The following is a 15,932-nucleotide window of genomic DNA, read 5'->3' as shown; positions in this document are numbered from 1 at the left end:
TAATGAACATACAAATTGGAAGCTTGTCAGTCGCATCGAGTTACCCGCCTAGTGTAAAAGCGAATAGATCAAGCAATGTCGCAACCGCAGTAGCACAGACGATTGCTCAGGATTCAGTCAGCATCTCGCCATCTGCACAGCAAGCCTTAGCTGCATCACAAAGTAGTTCGTCAACAACTAGTAGCTTATACAACTTTACTAATATGACGCCAGCACAAATGCAAGGTATCGCAAAGCAGTGGTGTGCTGAGGGAAAAATCGATCCCGTTCAACTATTCAATCTGCAATTTGCTGGTATGCCTCTTGGAAAGGTGGGGTCGAATGGTGAATGTATTCTGTTAACGCAGGCAGAAAGAGCTAGTTATGAGCGCCAGCCAATCAACTACGTAGATTTAGCCAAGAGTCAGGTCGCTGCGCTTCAAAGTCAGGCAGGTGACCCTAAGTCGGTTTATAAAGAGTGGAAGGGCATACTGGAAATTTTACAAGGACAGTCAGATAACGTTGCTGTGCCAATGCCGAGCTAACGTTTAGCCATCGATGCCTTTATTCATCGATAGGGAGGTCTGGTCGATGCTGGCACAATAAGTATGCACCGCAATAATGGTAGGTGTTGGGTCAAGGATAAATATATCTCTTCAATCAGTTCTCGCGATTGGGTAATGCATTCGCTTGATTACCTTGCGTAGCACGTCATATCATTATATGAATCACAAATTTGGTCGAACCGGTAGTTTAACAGCGACTGCTTATTCCATTAGAACCCTTGCCGCTGAGGGTACTTCGGCTCCTGCATTGCTTCTTTTTGAGCCAGTCGCTTATTGTATTTCGAGACAAATTCGTTCGTAGTCCAAGATTTTATCCGCACCCCCAGTGGCTTGATTTTGGGTGATCGTCAACATCTTTGTACAACAAAAACGCCTTCCCCATAACTCATTTTCTTTAGTTGCGGTTAGGAAATTATCTCATTTCTTCTGAGTAATTACCTGACATCGAGAATGCACTTCGCTTTTATATTGAGTCATTCCTTGCGGCAACAAATCAGGTCTTGCATATTTGTATTGTGTCGCTTCAGGAATTCGTCACATTCCTCACTTAGGACTCAATACCATGCTCCAATTTAGAAAAATTACCTCTTCAGTCGCTGCGATCGTTGTTTCGACTGGATTGTTTTTTCAGTCATCTCCTGCTTTATCTCAAGCAGCACCGAGCATCAATGTCGTACAGGAAATAAAAAATCTTCAGATCACATCTGGTCCGTATGCCAATGCATATTTGATTGCACCAGCTGGCCGAATAAATTGGTATTTCAGTAATTTAGGCTTGTTGCCAATCGTACAGTACTTATCGCCTGCTGATTTGCAAACTTACGTTTTATCGTATCTGAATTTATACCTGCATAATCTGACCGCTAACTCCACGATTATGGATGTCAACTTCGTACCTGGAACAAATAATTTCGTGTTAGTGCCATCTGATTCTGACGATTCCTACGCGGCGACCTTCTTATCGCTGGCAGTCAAATATGTGCGCGTTAGTCAGGATATGGCGTGGTGGAAAGTGAACGAAGCCGCATTAAAAAATATTGCTTACCGCAATCTCGCCGTCATGGAAAAACCATCGGATGGACTGACCGCAACATTTCAGCCACCAAGAAATCAATCGAATTCGTTAGGATATTTGATGGATAACGCCGAAAGCTATCGTGGTCTCCGTGATTTTGCAGGTTTGTTACGTGATCTTGGGGAACCTGTAGACGCGAATTACTATGACCTGGTGGCGACAGGTATTGTCGGAGGTATTAGTAATTACTTGTACGACACTGCGCATGCGGGATTTAAAACTAGCGATGGCGATGCGCAAGCAACCACGGCGTTCTACGCGGGAACAACTTGTCAGGTTTTTCCGCAGGCATTTGGATTAAGTGAGTTGTCTTCGTATTACGACAAGGCGTGGACTTATCTGAATTTGTACACGCCTAACTGGCAATCTGGTCAATATGATCCGTTCCCGTGGGCCGTACTAGGGTACGTCGCTGCCTTGCGCAATCAAACGGCGATGGCAGTGACGCAACAGCATATGATAGAAAGTAAATTCATTACTAATCGAGGCCTGATTACGATGAATGAGCTAGGTTTTTATCAACGCACCAAAAGTCTCTTAGCTGGTAAACCTGCAATCTGATTATTTGCGGTTTTACTTGTCGCGATAGGCCAGCAAGCTTGTCTATCGCGGATTTTTCGATTTTTCTTACCTCATCGTTCGATAACGTACAGAATAAGGGAGCGGTGCCGATTATTTTAATGCGGGCGGCGACTATCTCCGGTGGCTTTAAAAAAACGGTTTCTTCATGACCATTAGTGTGCTTTTGCTCGATGATGAAACACTGATGCGTGCTGGTATTCGGTGCCTGATAGAGCAGATGGATGATGTTGTCGTTGTGGCTGAAGTTGCAAGCCAATCAGAAGCAATTACATTGTTAGATAGAACGTTACCAACGGTGATGGCCATCGATGTCAACACTGGGATGCAGACGGGTATCTCGATGATTCAATATTTCAAACATGCTTATCCAGATCTTGGTATCGTTGTCCTGACGATGGATGACTCTGAAGAATTGATGTCAGAGGCACTGCAAGCTGGTGCTTCTGCCTATCTGCTAAAAACGGTCACAAAAGCTGAACTCGAAACCGCGCTGAGAGCCGTAGCAAACAAAGAAACCTATTTGAATCCTGATATGTCGATGAAAATGCTGAAACGCTTTCAGTTTCCAACACTGAGATTACCTCATCAAGCACAGATTTTGACGCCCAGACAAATGCAGATCATTGCGATGATAGGCAACAGAAAAGGAAATAAGCAGATTGCCTATGAGCTTGGGCTCAGCCCTAAGACAGTGGCTGCACATCGCTCAAAGATCATGGAAATCATCGGCGAAAAAGATACCGTTGGTATTGTGCTCTTCGCACGTAAATATGGATTACTCAATTCAGATAAGACCAGAAAAATGCTAATTTGAGCATGATGTACGCTGATTAATGATGTCGTATATCCTCGTGCGTGAGCGCACAGACAATTCATGAGCAGACATGCATGGTTCGTATTGATCACTTACTCAGGAATTTTTTTCATCTTTCGTGATCTTGAAAGCTGGGTTCACTATGCTCAAAATTAATTCGAAAGCATTTCAGGTATTGCCAGGAGAAAAGATTGATTTACAAAAGCGCGCCACCTTAAGTTCGCCTGTCTATAAGTCGATTGCAGAGTATCAGGACATTCTCAAACAACACATCTCTGAGTTAAGTACACAGCAGCAGTTGTTGTATGCGAGTAATCAACACGCAGTGCTTTTGATTTTTCAAGCGATGGATGCCGCAGGTAAAGATGGTGTTATTAAACATGTGATGTCGGGCATCAATCCTCAAGGTTGTCAGGTGTTTAGCTATCAACACCCCAGTGAAGCTGAATTGCAACATGATTTTTTATGGCGTACCACGCGCAATCTCCCTGAACGGGGCCGTATAGGGATTTTTAATCGTTCTTATTACGAAGAGGTATTGATTGTCCGCGTTCATCCGGAAATACTTGATAGCGAGGGTTTGATTGATCAGCAATCAAAGTCTGACAATATCTGGATAAACAGATATCGATCTATTGCTGATCTGGAACGGCATTTACACATTAACGGTACGCGTATTATCAAACTCTTTCTCCATATATCGAAAGAAGAGCAACGTAAGCGATTTCTGCAACGCATCGATGCTGCCGATAAAAACTGGAAATTGAGCTACGCGGATATGAAAGAACGTGAGTTTTGGAAAGACTACATGTACGCCTATCAGGAATGCATGAGCGCCACCAGTACGCCAGAATCACCGTGGTATATCGTTCCCGCTGACGATAAAGAGAACGCCAGATTAATTGTCTCACGCATTATTCTCGATACCTTCATTGGGCTCGATATGCACTATCCAAAGTCAACGCCAAAGCAGAAGCGCGAATTTCAGGCGATGCGTAAGCGATTGATGAAATAAATTTTTCTACATACTCCTTCCTTCGATCCTTTCTCGATTGCGTCATTTTTACTCTCGGTGTCTTAGCGTACGGATTTTAGTTTGGCTGCGTCAGACAATTGGTCATGCAAAGGAAGTGCGAATCTAAAAAAATCCTCCTTGAATCTGATAATCTAAAGAAAAATCTCAAAAGGAACGTTGATGCCCGCCTACTATCATGCAACGCCTGATTGCAGAGTAATAGCTGTCCGAATGTTGCCATGTTAAACCAACGCCTCGTAAATCGACGTAGCGCGTGGCGCGCACTCAGAACCCATTATCGGAAAATAGAGCGATCTACTATATCGCAATTATTTTCTGATGATCCACAACGCGCAGAACATATGTCGCTGACGCAGGGTGATCTTTACCTCGACTATTCCAAAAATAGACTCACGATGGAGACCATCGATTTGTTAGTGGAGCTGGCAAAAGAATGCGGTCTGCCGGAAAAAATACGCGCGATGTTTGAAGGCAAGAAAATTAATCATAGCGAACATCGTGCTGCTTTGCATACTGCATTACGTTTGCCAATTGGTGAAAGCGTGTACCTTGATCAAAAAAATCTGATGCCGGAAATCCAGCAAGGTTTAATGCAAATGCGCTTATTGTCCGATCAGATCAGGGGAGGGCGCATGGCTGGTTATACCGGACGAAAGATTAAAAATATCATCAATATCGGCATTGGTGGCTCGGATCTGGGGCCAGTAATGGCTTTTGAAGCATTACGCTTTTATAGCGACAGGGCTTTGTGCTTTCGTTTTATTTCAAATGTCGATAGCAGCGATTTTATAGAGGCGACGCGTGATCTGAATCCAGAGGAAAGTTTATTTATCGTCTGTTCTAAGAGTTTTACAACGACGGAGACCTTGAGTAATGCACTTCTGGCGAAGAGCTGGTTACTGGAAAAGTTAACCCATCCGGAAGCGGTAGGGCAGCATTTTATTGCGGTCTCTGGCAATGAACATGGCGTCGCTGAATTTGGAATTGACATTTCAAAGATGTTGATTGTCTGGGATTGGGTGGGAGGTCGTTATTCCATTGATTCAGCGGTGGGCTTGTCGACCATGATTGCAATAGGTGCAGAACGCTTTTACGAATTGCTATACGGGATGCATGAGATGGATGATCATTTTTTGCACGTAGCATTGAAGCAAAATATGCCGGTGTTATTGGGACTGATTGCGATCTGGAATAATAATTTTTTAAAGATCAATAGTGTTGCGGTAATACCTTACTCCCATTATTTGCGACGGTTTCCGGCTTATTTGCAACAGCTGACGATGGAGAGTAATGGTAAACATGTCGACGTCAATGGTAAAGCGCTGACCTTTAACACCTGCCCGGTATATTGGGGGGAACCGGGAACGAATGGACAACATTCGTTTTATCAATTCCTGCATCAGGGAACGGCGCTGGTAGCTAGTGATTTTATTGGTTTTTGCAAACCCTTACATGAACAAATTACACAACACAACATCTTGATGGCGAATTGTTTTGCCCAGGCTGAAGCACTTGCCTATGGCCAAAGTGCAGAGCAATTACGGCATGCGCAGGTTCCTGCCGACCTTGTTTTACATCAGGTGTGTAGTGGTAACCGTCCTAGTAACACGATCTTAGCAAAGACATTAACACCAGGAAGTCTGGGGCAATTAATTGCTTTATACGAGCACAGTGTTTTCACACAGGGTGCCATATGGAATATCAACTCGTTTGATCAGTGGGGTGTCGAGTTAGGAAAGCAAATGGCAAAAGAAATGACGCAAGAGCTTCAAGAAAGTCTGAATCAAGCGATTCCTGATTCATTACATAACGGCTCAACCCGTAAGCTGATGCAGTATTACTGTGCTCACCGGGATAGCTGAAATGTGGATCCACCCCTTAGCCGGAAAACCAGTTCCAACCAGCATGCTCGTTAACATACCGCGTTTGGTGGCAGCTTACTATACTGAGCGGCCGGATGTTTCGGTTGCCGCACAAGCTGTTATTTTTGGCACTTCAGGACATCGAGGTAGTTCTTTGACTTCGAGCTTTAATGAATGGCATCTGCTGGCGATTGCTCAGGCCATTTGTGATTACCGCGCTGAACATGGGATTCATGGCCCTTTATATTTAGGGATAGACACCCATGCTTTGTCTATCCCGGCACAAGACAGCGTCTTGCAGGTCTTGGTCGCCAACGGCGTCACCGTCCTTATTGCTCCTGATCAGGAATACACTCCGACACCAGCAATTTCTTTAGCGATATTGGCGTTTAATCATGGTCGTCAGTCTGGCTTTGCCGATGGCATTGTTATTAGCCCCTCACATAATCCTCCAGAATTCGGCGGCTTAAAATATAACACTTGCCAGGGAGATGGCGCTGATATACGAGCAACAAATTGGATAGAGAATAAGGCAAATGAATTTTTACGCCTGGATCTGCACGGCATTAAAAGAGTCTCAATCGCGCAAACCCGACAAACTAATTTTATTCACTATTATGATTTTCTTGGGCATTACGTAGATTCCTTGTGCGAGGTGTTAGACATTAATATGTTGCGGCATGCTGCGTTACATATCGGCGTTGATCCTATGGGTGGTGCGGGGGTCCATTACTGGGAGCGAATCGCTGAGCAATATGCGCTTGATCTGGACATCATCGATAAACAGGTCGACGAGCGATTTGCATTTATGACTTTGGATTGGGATGGCAAAATCAGGCTTGATCCTGCTTCGGGTTATGCAATGCAGCGATTGATACAACGTAAAGCTGATTTTGACGTTGCATTTGGCTGCGATACTGACCATGACCGTCACGGCATCGTCACGCCAGAGTGTGGCTTGATGCCACCGAATCATTTTCTGGTGGTTGCGATTGACTATCTGTTTCAACATCGCCCTGCATGGAACAAGCACGCGGGAGTTGGAAAAAATGTTGTTTGTACCCAGCTTATCGATCGCGTTTCAACAGCTTTGAACAGAGATGTCTATGAAACTCCCGTAGGGTTTAAATGGTTTGGTGGCGTGCTCTATCAGGGTGCTCTTGGCTTTGCTGGGGAAGAGAGTGCTGGTGCAACTTTGCTTCGGCGCGATGGCAGCGTGTGGACCACCGATAAAGATGGCATCGTCATGGGCCTGCTTGCAGCAGAAATTTTAGCCGCCACCGGAATAAGTCCGGGGACGCATTATCAAGTATTAAGCGACAGTTTTGGACATCCTGATGCAGGCAGAGTCGAAGGTAATGCCGATGCGCAGCAAAGAGCAATACTGTCGACTTTGCACTTTAGTCAGTTGAAAAAAAGCGAATTTGGTGGTGAACAAGTACTGCGTTCGACGAATGAAGCGCAGGGAAATCATCAGGCCATCAATGGTCTCAAAGTCATCACGGAAAACGCCTGGTTTGTAATTCGCCCATCCGGAACAGAAGACTTGTACAAAATTTACGCTGAAAGTTTCTTAGGTAAGCCACATCTGGAAAGTTTGTTGAAAGAAGTGCAGTCATTGGTCATTCACTTGATTTCATAGAATCTGTGTCTCCCTTGCTTTTTTAATATTTTTCAAACTCACTAAGAACGCTAGCGCACAGAATAAGGTACGGCAAGCAGGTATACCTGAAGGCACTGAAACCCGCAAACTAAAGGGAATATGCCATGAGTAGAGTCAGCCTGTCCCCGGAAATGTTGTACAACATTGATGCTTATTGGCGCGCGGCAAACTACTTATCAGTCGGGCAGATTTATCTGTACGCCAATCCTTTACTAAGACGGCCTCTAGTACTGGCGGATATCAAACGTATGCTGCTGGGGCATTGGGGAACAACCCCAGGGCAGAATTTTATCTACGTACATCTAAATCGCATCATCAAAAAATACGATTTGGATATGATTTATATTGCCGGACCCGGTCATGGTGGGCCGGCAGTCGTTGCCAATACCTATCTGGAAGGTACCTATAGCGAGATCTATCCAGAGATCAGCCAGGATGAAGCTGGATTACAAAAACTATTTTTACAGTTCTCTTTTCCTGGCGGCATTCCCAGTCATGCATCCCCTGAATGCCCGGGTTCAATACATGAGGGCGGGGAATTGGGTTATTCACTAAGTCATGCGTTTGGCGCTGTGTTTGATCATCCAGAATTGATTGTTGCTTGTGTCGTTGGTGATGGAGAAGCAGAGACCGGACCTTTGGCAACGGCCTGGCATTCAAATAAATTTTTAAATCTGGTACACGATGGGGTCGTGCTACCGATATTGCACTTGAATGGCTATAAAATTTCCAATCCAAGCATATTAGCGAGGATACCGCGTGCAGAGCTGGAGCAACTTTTGCAAGGTTATGGCTGGACGCCGTATTTTGTTGAAGGGGATGATCCAGCTTTCATGCATGAAACTATGGCTACTGCGCTCGATAGCGTGATCGAGAAGATTCAGGCAATACAGTACGAGGCACGCACCATGGGGGAGTTGCATCGACCAAGTTGGCCTATGATCGTATTATGCTCGCCAAAGGGTTGGACCGGTCCTCAAGTCGTTGATGATCTACAAATTGAAGGTACGTTTCGTGCCCATCAGGTGCCCTTGATTGTCTCTGAGAGCACACCTGCTACTCATCTGGCGATGCTGGAAAGCTGGATGTTAAGTTACCGGCCGGATGAACTATTTGATGCAACTGGAAAACTATTTCCTGCTTTGGCGGCCTTAGCACCTGAAGGGCAGCGTCGTATGGGGGCTAACCCTCATGCAAATGGAGGCGTTTTGTTGCGCGATTTGCTGCTGCCTGATTTTCGTGCTTATGCTGAAACTTTACAGCAGCGCGGAATGCTTGGAATCGGGGACATGCATGTTCTGGGCAGGTTTTTACGTGATATCGTTGTTGCAAACAAGGCACGACGCAATTTCAGAATATTTGGTCCGGATGAAACCCTCTCAAATGGTCTAAAGTCAGTGTTTGAAGTCACTTCGAGACAATGGAATGCAAAGATAGCAGTGAATGACGAATTTCTTGCGCAAGATGGTATGGTGTTGGACAGTATGCTCAGTGAGCATCAATGTGAAGGCTGGTTGGAGGGCTATTTACTGACTGGCCGCCACGGTGTCTTTACTTGCTACGAAGCGTTTATACACATCATCGACAGCATGTTTAATCAACATGCGAAGTGGCTCAAAGTTGCCGCGCAATTACCGTGGCGTGCCAAAATCGCTTCCCTTAACATCGTTTTAACTTCACATGTCTGGCGCCAGGATCACAATGGATTTACTCATCAGGATCCGGGCTTTATCGATTATGTGTTGAATAAAAAAGCCTCAATTATCCGTGTGTATTTACCGCCAGACGCGAATTGTCTGCTGTCGGTGATGGATCATTGCCTTCGCAGTCGCCACTATGTCAACGTCGTGATTGCGGGAAAGCATCCGGCACCGCAATGGCTAAGTATGGAAGCGGCGGTCACCCATTGCGCGCAAGGCATCGGCATCTGGGATTGGGCGAGCAACGATCGAGGCGAGATGCCAGATGTGGTGATGGCTTGTTGTGGCGATGTACCAACGTTGGAAACCTTGGCAGCGATTTCAATTTTACGTGAACATTTGCCTGATTTAAAAATACGATGTATCAATATTGTTGATTTGGCGCGATTGCAGCCTGCAACAGAACATCCTCATGGATTGTCGGATACGGATTTCGACGATCTATTTACGACGCATCAACCAGTTGTTTTTGCTTTTCATTCTTATCCATGGTTGATTCATAGGCTCACCTACGACCGTATTAACCAAAGAAATATCCATGTCCATGGCTATCAGGAGGAAGGCACGATCACTACGCAGTTTGACATGACCGTGTTAAACGAGCTTGATCGCTTTCACCTGGTCATGGATGTCATCGACCATCTTCCACAGGCAAATGACAAAACCCGGCAGCTTAAACAGCTAGTAGAAGAAAAGTTGATCAAACATGGAAAATATATCCGGCTATATGGTGAGGATATGCCTGAGATTAGCAATTGGCATTGGAACCCAACACCACGACATTCTGCAACGGAGTAAACAATGAGCCAAATGGAAGATAGAGAGCTACTTGCACGAAAAAAAAGAGATTGCCCTCGATATGACGGCGGTGCTGGAAAAATATCGTGCCATCTTTAGTTGGGATATTCCTGAAGTCAATATTGCAGCCGTTGATCAGGTGGTTTTGAAAGAAATGGCGCTTGCACTGAAACAACTATCGCAGTCATCACAAGCACCTGAGAATAATAAATAAAAGGTTAAGTATGGATATGCTGATAAAAAAAATGACGAATACGATTAAAACACTGTTTGCGGAGGAGCGAGGCATACTCGCCATGGATGAAAGTAATCCCACTTGCAATCAACGGTTTATTGAGCTTGGTATCCCTGTAACTGAAGAAAATCGCCGTGCGTGGCGAGAGCTAATATTAACCACTCCCGATTTGCATCACGCGATAGGCGGGGTCATCCTCTTTGATGAAACAGTCTACCAACAACAGCATCATGGCGCGTCATTCTTGCAGTTATTGCGTGAAAATAATATTCTCTTTGGGATTAAAGTCGACAAAGGGATGCAATCATTGGCACTGCATCCTCTCGAACAAATGACGAGTGGCTTGGATGGATTAAGAGCGAGATTGAATACCTACGCAGGGCTTGGTGCGGTCTTTACAAAATGGCGTGCTGCCGTCTCGATCACAGCATCACTGCCTACGCTAGCATGTATAGAAGCCAATGCGGATGCCTTGGCAAGGTTTGCTGCACTATCTCAAGAAGCAGGTTTGGTTCCCATCGTAGAGCCTGAAGTGATGATGACGGGGACACATAATTTGGATCGTTGTCGGGAGGTGACGACACAATTTTTGCGGGCTGTATTCAGACATCTTAATCAGCAAGAGGTCGTAGTGGAAACCATGATCTTAAAGCCAAATATGATCTTACCAGGTGTCGATTGCCCAATACAGGACGATATCGATATCATTGCGAATACGACTATCGCCTGTATGCTTGAGACAGTTCCTGCTGCCGTTCCTGTAATCGCTTTTTTATCTGGCGGTCAGTCGGGTGATCTGGCCTCGGCCAGACTCAATGCGATGAATCTTAGAGATAGCCGTATAGCGAGTACGTCTGATGATTTGAAGAATCTGAAACAGACTTTGCCCTGGCAATTGGCATTTTCTTTTTCACGTGCAATACAGTTCCCCGCATTGCAATTGTGGGGCGGTGTTCATGAACATAAAAAAGCCGTTCAAGATGCTATTTATCGGCGGGTTTGTGACAATCAACGTGCTCGTCGCGGTGTCTACCAGCAACTTCCGGAACCTTCGATTGATCGCGCTATCACCGGGGTACAGAAGCAATGACGGCGGCATTACCATTAAGAATTTTTGTGATCAGGCATGGGCAAACTGCCTGGACTGTCTCGGGGCAATATACGGGAACAACCGATATTCTGCTATCACCCAAAGGAAAATTAGAAGCGCAGTATCTGCGACAATTGCTCCGCAAATATACCTTCACATCGACCTTTTGTAGCCCTCTGCGACGTGCCAGACAAACCTGTACGTTAGCTGGCTTAGCCACGCATGCCATCGTCAGGGAAGATTTGACCGAGTGGAACAATGGATGCGATGAAGGATTGACACCAGCACAGATTCAATTTGCCAGGCCAGGTTGGCGCTTTTTCAGAGATGGTCCTGATGGTGGTGAGTCTTTGGAGCAGATTGAGCATCGTGCTGATCGTTGCCTGGCTGATTTTGCGCGCCTGCAAGGGAATGTCGCAGTATTTTCACACGCCCATTTTTGTCGCGTGTTGGCAGCGAGGTGGATACACTTCCCGGTGTCCGACGCCCAGCACTTTTTACTCGATACTGCCTCGTTTGGGATACTAAGTTATGAACATAACGACCCGGAAACGACTGCTATTACCCTCTGGAATTCCGCTGCGCTGGAAAGGCGGATATAAAAATACTTCACCGATCAAGCTGAAAATGTGATCGGTGAAGTCGTATCAAGTCATCAGACATAACTCACTTACATATCAACGCGCACCTTTAAAATGCTTTTGTCCATCATTTTTATGTCTGCCAGCGACCTCTTCCCGTTCGTTTTTTTCTTGCAATGCTTTGACACCTGCTGGCTGCTGAGAAGCTTGTGTTTTCTTTTCGTCTTTCTTTTTTGAGGTCATCAGGATTTCACGTTTTAGAGATTCAATATCTTGGTCCGATGAATAAATTTTATCTGAGCGTTTCAATAAGCGTGGAATAGACTTGCTGAAATCTGTAGCTTTGTTTGTATTTGATATGATCATAATATTCTCAATATTTTAAAAGAAGTAAGTCGGGGTGTTAAGGCTGTGACCTGCAAATGTATCGTTGGAGATTGTTCTTTGAGAGTTACATGGATATTCTGATTTTGTCTTTTACATGCTTAACGCCCGGTGCATTCCAGGCCGCCTGGCTGGCGAGGTCACGCTCGACCCAGCTATGCGTTGTTCCCGCAAGAGTGACTGTGCTGCCATCAACATGCACTGTGATATTGGCACTTTCTGATTTTGCCAAACGTTTTAACGCAGCTTCTATATCACTCTGTACAACTTGAGCCGCAATTGATGGCTCGAGATTAATGTCATTACTCACACCGGTTACACCCATTAGCCTGCGCACGGCATCTGCAGCCGAATTGCGCTGATATTCCCACTCAACATTGCCAGTTAAAGTAATCCATCCGCCTTCGACCATGACTTTAATACTGTCTTGGGGGACGTATGATGCCCATGCAAGTACATTGGATGCTGTGCGGGCAATATCTGCGTCATCGCGCTTGCTTGAACCTGCTAAATTAACTTCGATTTCTACTGCCAATGCGCCGACACCAACGACGCGCTGAACAGCGCGCTCAGCATTCCATTTCTCGACAAAGCTTCCAACGTGACCGGACAAGGTAACGACCCCGTCTTTGACTTCTACGCCTATGTTATTGGCGGGAAGAGAGGGATCCCAATTGAGTTCTGCAATAACGTCCCGTTTTAACTCCGTGGATGTTTTCACTTTATTTCTCCTGAATTGATTGAAGTTTTATTCTGAAATTTGTTAGTGCTGCTGTATGTACGCTGTCACGCTTTATTGAATATTTCTAATTATGTTAGACGCCGCACAGAACGCAATTTCATGTTCTTTTATAAGTAATCTGCGGTCGTTGCTACAACGACGTGTTGATTTCAATATATAAAAAAGGATGGCTGAAAATGACCAAAATAGCTTCTACCCTGGGATTGCTCCTTATAGGCAATTTAATACTCAGTACACCTGGCTTTGCGCAGGTGGCTGGTTCGACCACCGTTCTTGGCGTGACTGTAATTGAGGCCCGCCAATTGGCACTGGGATGGAGTGTGAAAAAGAGTATTTTTGGCCGCGAAGTCTATAACGATGCCGGCGTTAGCGTAGGCAAAATCGAAGACGTCATCATTTCTCCTGAAAAAAACGTGACCTATTTCATCGTCAATGTTGGCGGGTTTATTGGTATCGGTGGGCATAACATTGCGATTCCGATCTCTCAGATCGTTGAGCAAAGTGGCAAGATCGTCATCCCGGGTGCCACCAAAGAATCTATCAGAAATTTACCGCAATTTGATTACGCGAGCGATACCGCAAAAAGAGATGCATTTGTAAAGAGTGCTGAAAATGATTTGACTATTGCCAGAGAAAAAGCCAATGAATTGCAAAAAAAATCAGCGCTTCTGAGTGGCGAAGCTAAAACAAAAATGGACCAAAAATACGCCTTGTTGCAAGTGGAAATTCAAGTTGTAGAGAAAAAAATGGGTGAAATGAAACGTGCTGGTACCACAAGATGGCAGGAGTTCGAAAATGACCTGAACGTCGATATTTCGCACCTGAAGTTAACACTGGCCAACATAGATCGATAAATTGCACTATTTCATAGCCACTAATTCACAGCCACTAATCATGGCACCAAAGCGCCATTTTGATGAAAGATCGTATGACTTATGCAAACCTGATGGTAAATCTCGAGCTTGGTGCGGATAACCACAATTTAATCCATGTGGCAGGGCAGTTAGCTGAGCGGTTTAATGCGAACGTGATAGGCATCGTCGGTTGCAGTCCAATGCAAATGCCTTACGGTGACGGGTATATCAATGGCGATCTGATGAAAGATGAGCTCGATAGAGCGCAAGCAGAAATGCTTGAGCTTGAAACCGAATTTCGCACATCTTTACAATCGATCGCCGGTTCTCTTAGCTGGCGTTCTTCGGCAATATGTCCGTCCATCGCTGACTACGTGGTTGGAGAAGCATGTATTGCAGATCTCTTGATTGCGAAAGCCGCTGATCATGTGGAGTCAGAATCTACCCGGCACATGAATAATGGTGATGTACTGATGCAACTAGGGCGACCGATGATGCTGATTCCTGCCAGTTGCCGCGAGCTGCATTTACAGACCATGATGATTGCCTGGAAAGACACAATGGAATCCAGGCGGGCAATTTACGATGCTCTACCTATGCTAAAAAAAGCGACAAAAGTCATATTAATGGAAATTGCCGCACTCGACGAACAAGACAATATCAAGTTGCAACACGCTGTTGTTATTGAGTGGCTAGCTCGTCATCAAATTAAAGCAAGCTCTCTGACCATTGTCGCAACGGATGAAGAGGCAGAAAAGTTGAGAGAAATCGCGACAGAAATGAATGTTGACTTACTCGTGGCTGGTGCTTATGGACATAGCCGTATTCGTGAATGGGTCGCTGGTGGGATGACACGCGAAATCTTACAGTCACAGACTTATTGTTCGATGTTGTCTCATTAACCTTGGCTTATTGAGACTCACATTCGCATTTTGAAATACCGGCCTCAATCATTATTTCTCTCCGTAGTAGAAAACCAGAAATTTTTAACAGCTAATTCGCTCTGAAAGTACATCATGCACATCGCTAAAAAATCTGAAATGAATAAACAATCGATTCGTCTCGCTGCATCGAATATCAACGATGGTGCGGTAACGGCTGGTTATAAAGCCGACCGTGAAGACGTTATAAAGATGCTCAACGATGCATTGGCAACTGAGCTGGTATGTATGCTGCGTTATTTACGTCACTATTACACAGCGTCAGGCTTACATAACCGTCCGGTAAAAGCCGAGTTCTTACAACATGCCTTAGATGAACAAGACCACGCACACGAGTTGGCAGAGCGCATCGTTCAATTGAACGGCAAACCTGATTTTAATCCTGAGACTTTATTACTGCGTAGTCATGCCGAATATAATGAGTCGGCGAATATTCATGAAATGATTAAATCCAATTTGGTGGCAGAACGTATCGCCATCGAGACCTATCGTCAGATGATAGAGAATTTGGAAGACACCGATCCGACAACCAAAAATATGTTGATAGGCATCATGACCACGGAAGAAGAACACGCTGACGATATGCGTGATCTGCTTTCTTGACGTATAAAATTGAGAAGTCATCCTGCAGTCGAGGCAGGATGACTTCTCAATCTTAAAAAAATCCAGATATGATTCAGTGCGGGTGATCCGACGTAGTTTTAGCATCAGCCAAATCTTGTTGTAACTGGGATTTAGCGTCTTTTGTACACTGCTTTTTATCCATCGTTGCAACACTTTTGCAATCTGTGATGGACTCTTGATACACAGCATAGGCTTCTTTTTTCAATGTCGCGAAATACGCTTCGGGTGTATTCTTTTCCTGGTACCAGCGCTGCGGGTCACCGCGCTGCTCTATGTCGTTGTCACGTCGTTGTTGGGCGAAACTGGAACACATGAGTGTACTGAGCATCGTAAACAATAAGGTATTGATGAAAATCTTGTTTTTGGTATTTAGTGTGAAGGACGAAATCATATTAGCTCCAATAAA

General features: G+C 45.0%; 16 protein-coding genes. 13 read left to right on the top strand and 3 right to left on the bottom strand.

Going from position 1 to position 15,932, the window contains the following annotated elements:
- Positions 1-2: 2 nt before the first annotated feature.
- From H8K32_RS14900 to H8K32_RS14855, 10 genes are all read left to right on the top strand, one after another.
- Complete coding sequence (locus H8K32_RS14900; protein ID WP_186913334.1) at positions 3-524, top strand: hypothetical protein; 522 nt, start codon at positions 3-5, stop codon at positions 522-524.
- 583 nt (positions 525-1,107) lie between these two features.
- Entirely contained in the window at positions 1,108-2,181 is a 1,074-nt protein-coding gene (locus H8K32_RS14895) for a hypothetical protein (RefSeq protein WP_186913333.1), read from the top strand.
- A 166-nt stretch (positions 2,182-2,347) separates the two neighbouring features.
- Positions 2,348-3,016, top strand: a complete 669-nt coding sequence (locus H8K32_RS14890; RefSeq protein ID WP_186913332.1) for a response regulator — start codon at positions 2,348-2,350, stop codon at positions 3,014-3,016.
- A gap of 142 nt (positions 3,017-3,158) precedes the next feature.
- Positions 3,159-4,031 (top strand): ADP-polyphosphate phosphotransferase, encoded by an 873-nt coding sequence (locus H8K32_RS14885; RefSeq protein WP_186913331.1) that lies wholly within the window; start codon positions 3,159-3,161, stop codon positions 4,029-4,031.
- Positions 4,032-4,270: 239 nt separating this feature from the next.
- Positions 4,271-5,914, top strand: a complete 1,644-nt coding sequence (gene pgi, locus H8K32_RS14880; protein ID WP_186913330.1) for a glucose-6-phosphate isomerase — start codon at positions 4,271-4,273, stop codon at positions 5,912-5,914.
- A gap of 1 nt (position 5,915) precedes the next feature.
- The gene (locus H8K32_RS14875) at positions 5,916-7,556 is read left to right on the top strand and encodes a phosphohexomutase domain-containing protein (protein ID WP_186913329.1); all 1,641 of its coding nucleotides are present in this window, start codon (positions 5,916-5,918) and stop codon (positions 7,554-7,556) included.
- 125 nt (positions 7,557-7,681) lie between these two features.
- Positions 7,682-10,075 (top strand): phosphoketolase family protein, encoded by a 2,394-nt coding sequence (locus H8K32_RS14870; protein WP_186913328.1) that lies wholly within the window; start codon positions 7,682-7,684, stop codon positions 10,073-10,075.
- Between the two features lie 31 nt (positions 10,076-10,106).
- The gene (locus H8K32_RS14865; RefSeq protein WP_186913327.1) at positions 10,107-10,289 is read left to right on the top strand and encodes a hypothetical protein; all 183 of its coding nucleotides are present in this window, start codon (positions 10,107-10,109) and stop codon (positions 10,287-10,289) included.
- Between the two features lie 31 nt (positions 10,290-10,320).
- Positions 10,321-11,400: a class I fructose-bisphosphate aldolase gene (locus H8K32_RS14860; RefSeq protein ID WP_246447383.1), complete on the top strand. Its 1,080-nt coding sequence runs from the start codon at positions 10,321-10,323 to the stop codon at positions 11,398-11,400.
- Positions 11,397-12,002 carry a histidine phosphatase family protein gene (locus H8K32_RS14855; protein ID WP_186913326.1) on the top strand — a complete coding sequence of 202 codons (606 nt, stop codon included), beginning with the start codon at positions 11,397-11,399 and terminating at the stop codon, positions 12,000-12,002. Before H8K32_RS14860 ends, H8K32_RS14855 begins: the two co-directional genes overlap by 4 nt.
- A gap of 75 nt (positions 12,003-12,077) precedes the next feature.
- Here the strand turns inward: H8K32_RS14855 and H8K32_RS14850 are convergent, their stop codons facing one another.
- Positions 12,078-12,347, bottom strand: coding sequence for a hypothetical protein (locus H8K32_RS14850; RefSeq protein ID WP_186913325.1), 270 nt, complete (start codon positions 12,345-12,347; stop codon positions 12,078-12,080).
- 85 nt (positions 12,348-12,432) lie between these two features.
- Positions 12,433-13,086 (bottom strand): BON domain-containing protein, encoded by a 654-nt coding sequence (locus H8K32_RS14845; protein WP_186913324.1) that lies wholly within the window; start codon positions 13,084-13,086, stop codon positions 12,433-12,435.
- 197 nt (positions 13,087-13,283) lie between these two features.
- On the opposite strand from H8K32_RS14845, the gene H8K32_RS14840 reads away from it, so the two are divergent.
- The 3 genes from H8K32_RS14840 (at position 13,284) to H8K32_RS14830 (ending at position 15,505) form a co-directional block, all read left to right on the top strand.
- A complete protein-coding gene (locus tag H8K32_RS14840; RefSeq protein ID WP_186913323.1) occupies positions 13,284-13,961 on the top strand; it encodes a PRC-barrel domain-containing protein in 678 nt (225 codons plus the stop codon).
- Between the two features lie 74 nt (positions 13,962-14,035).
- Positions 14,036-14,863, top strand: a complete 828-nt coding sequence (locus tag H8K32_RS14835; protein WP_186913322.1) for a universal stress protein — start codon at positions 14,036-14,038, stop codon at positions 14,861-14,863.
- 114 nt (positions 14,864-14,977) lie between these two features.
- Positions 14,978-15,505 carry a ferritin-like domain-containing protein gene (locus tag H8K32_RS14830; RefSeq protein WP_186913321.1) on the top strand — a complete coding sequence of 176 codons (528 nt, stop codon included), beginning with the start codon at positions 14,978-14,980 and terminating at the stop codon, positions 15,503-15,505.
- A 73-nt stretch (positions 15,506-15,578) separates the two neighbouring features.
- On the opposite strand, the gene H8K32_RS14825 is transcribed toward H8K32_RS14830, so the two are convergent.
- A complete protein-coding gene (locus tag H8K32_RS14825; protein WP_186913320.1) occupies positions 15,579-15,917 on the bottom strand; it encodes a hypothetical protein in 339 nt (112 codons plus the stop codon).
- Positions 15,918-15,932: the final 15 nt, after the last annotated feature.

It is taken from the genome of Cognatundibacterium jejuense (genome assembly GCF_014284255.1).
Classification (GTDB): domain Bacteria; phylum Pseudomonadota; class Gammaproteobacteria; order Burkholderiales; family Burkholderiaceae_D; genus Undibacterium; species Undibacterium jejuense.
Note: the sequence above shows the minus strand (reverse complement) of the source record. Positions and strands in the feature narration are given on the sequence as shown.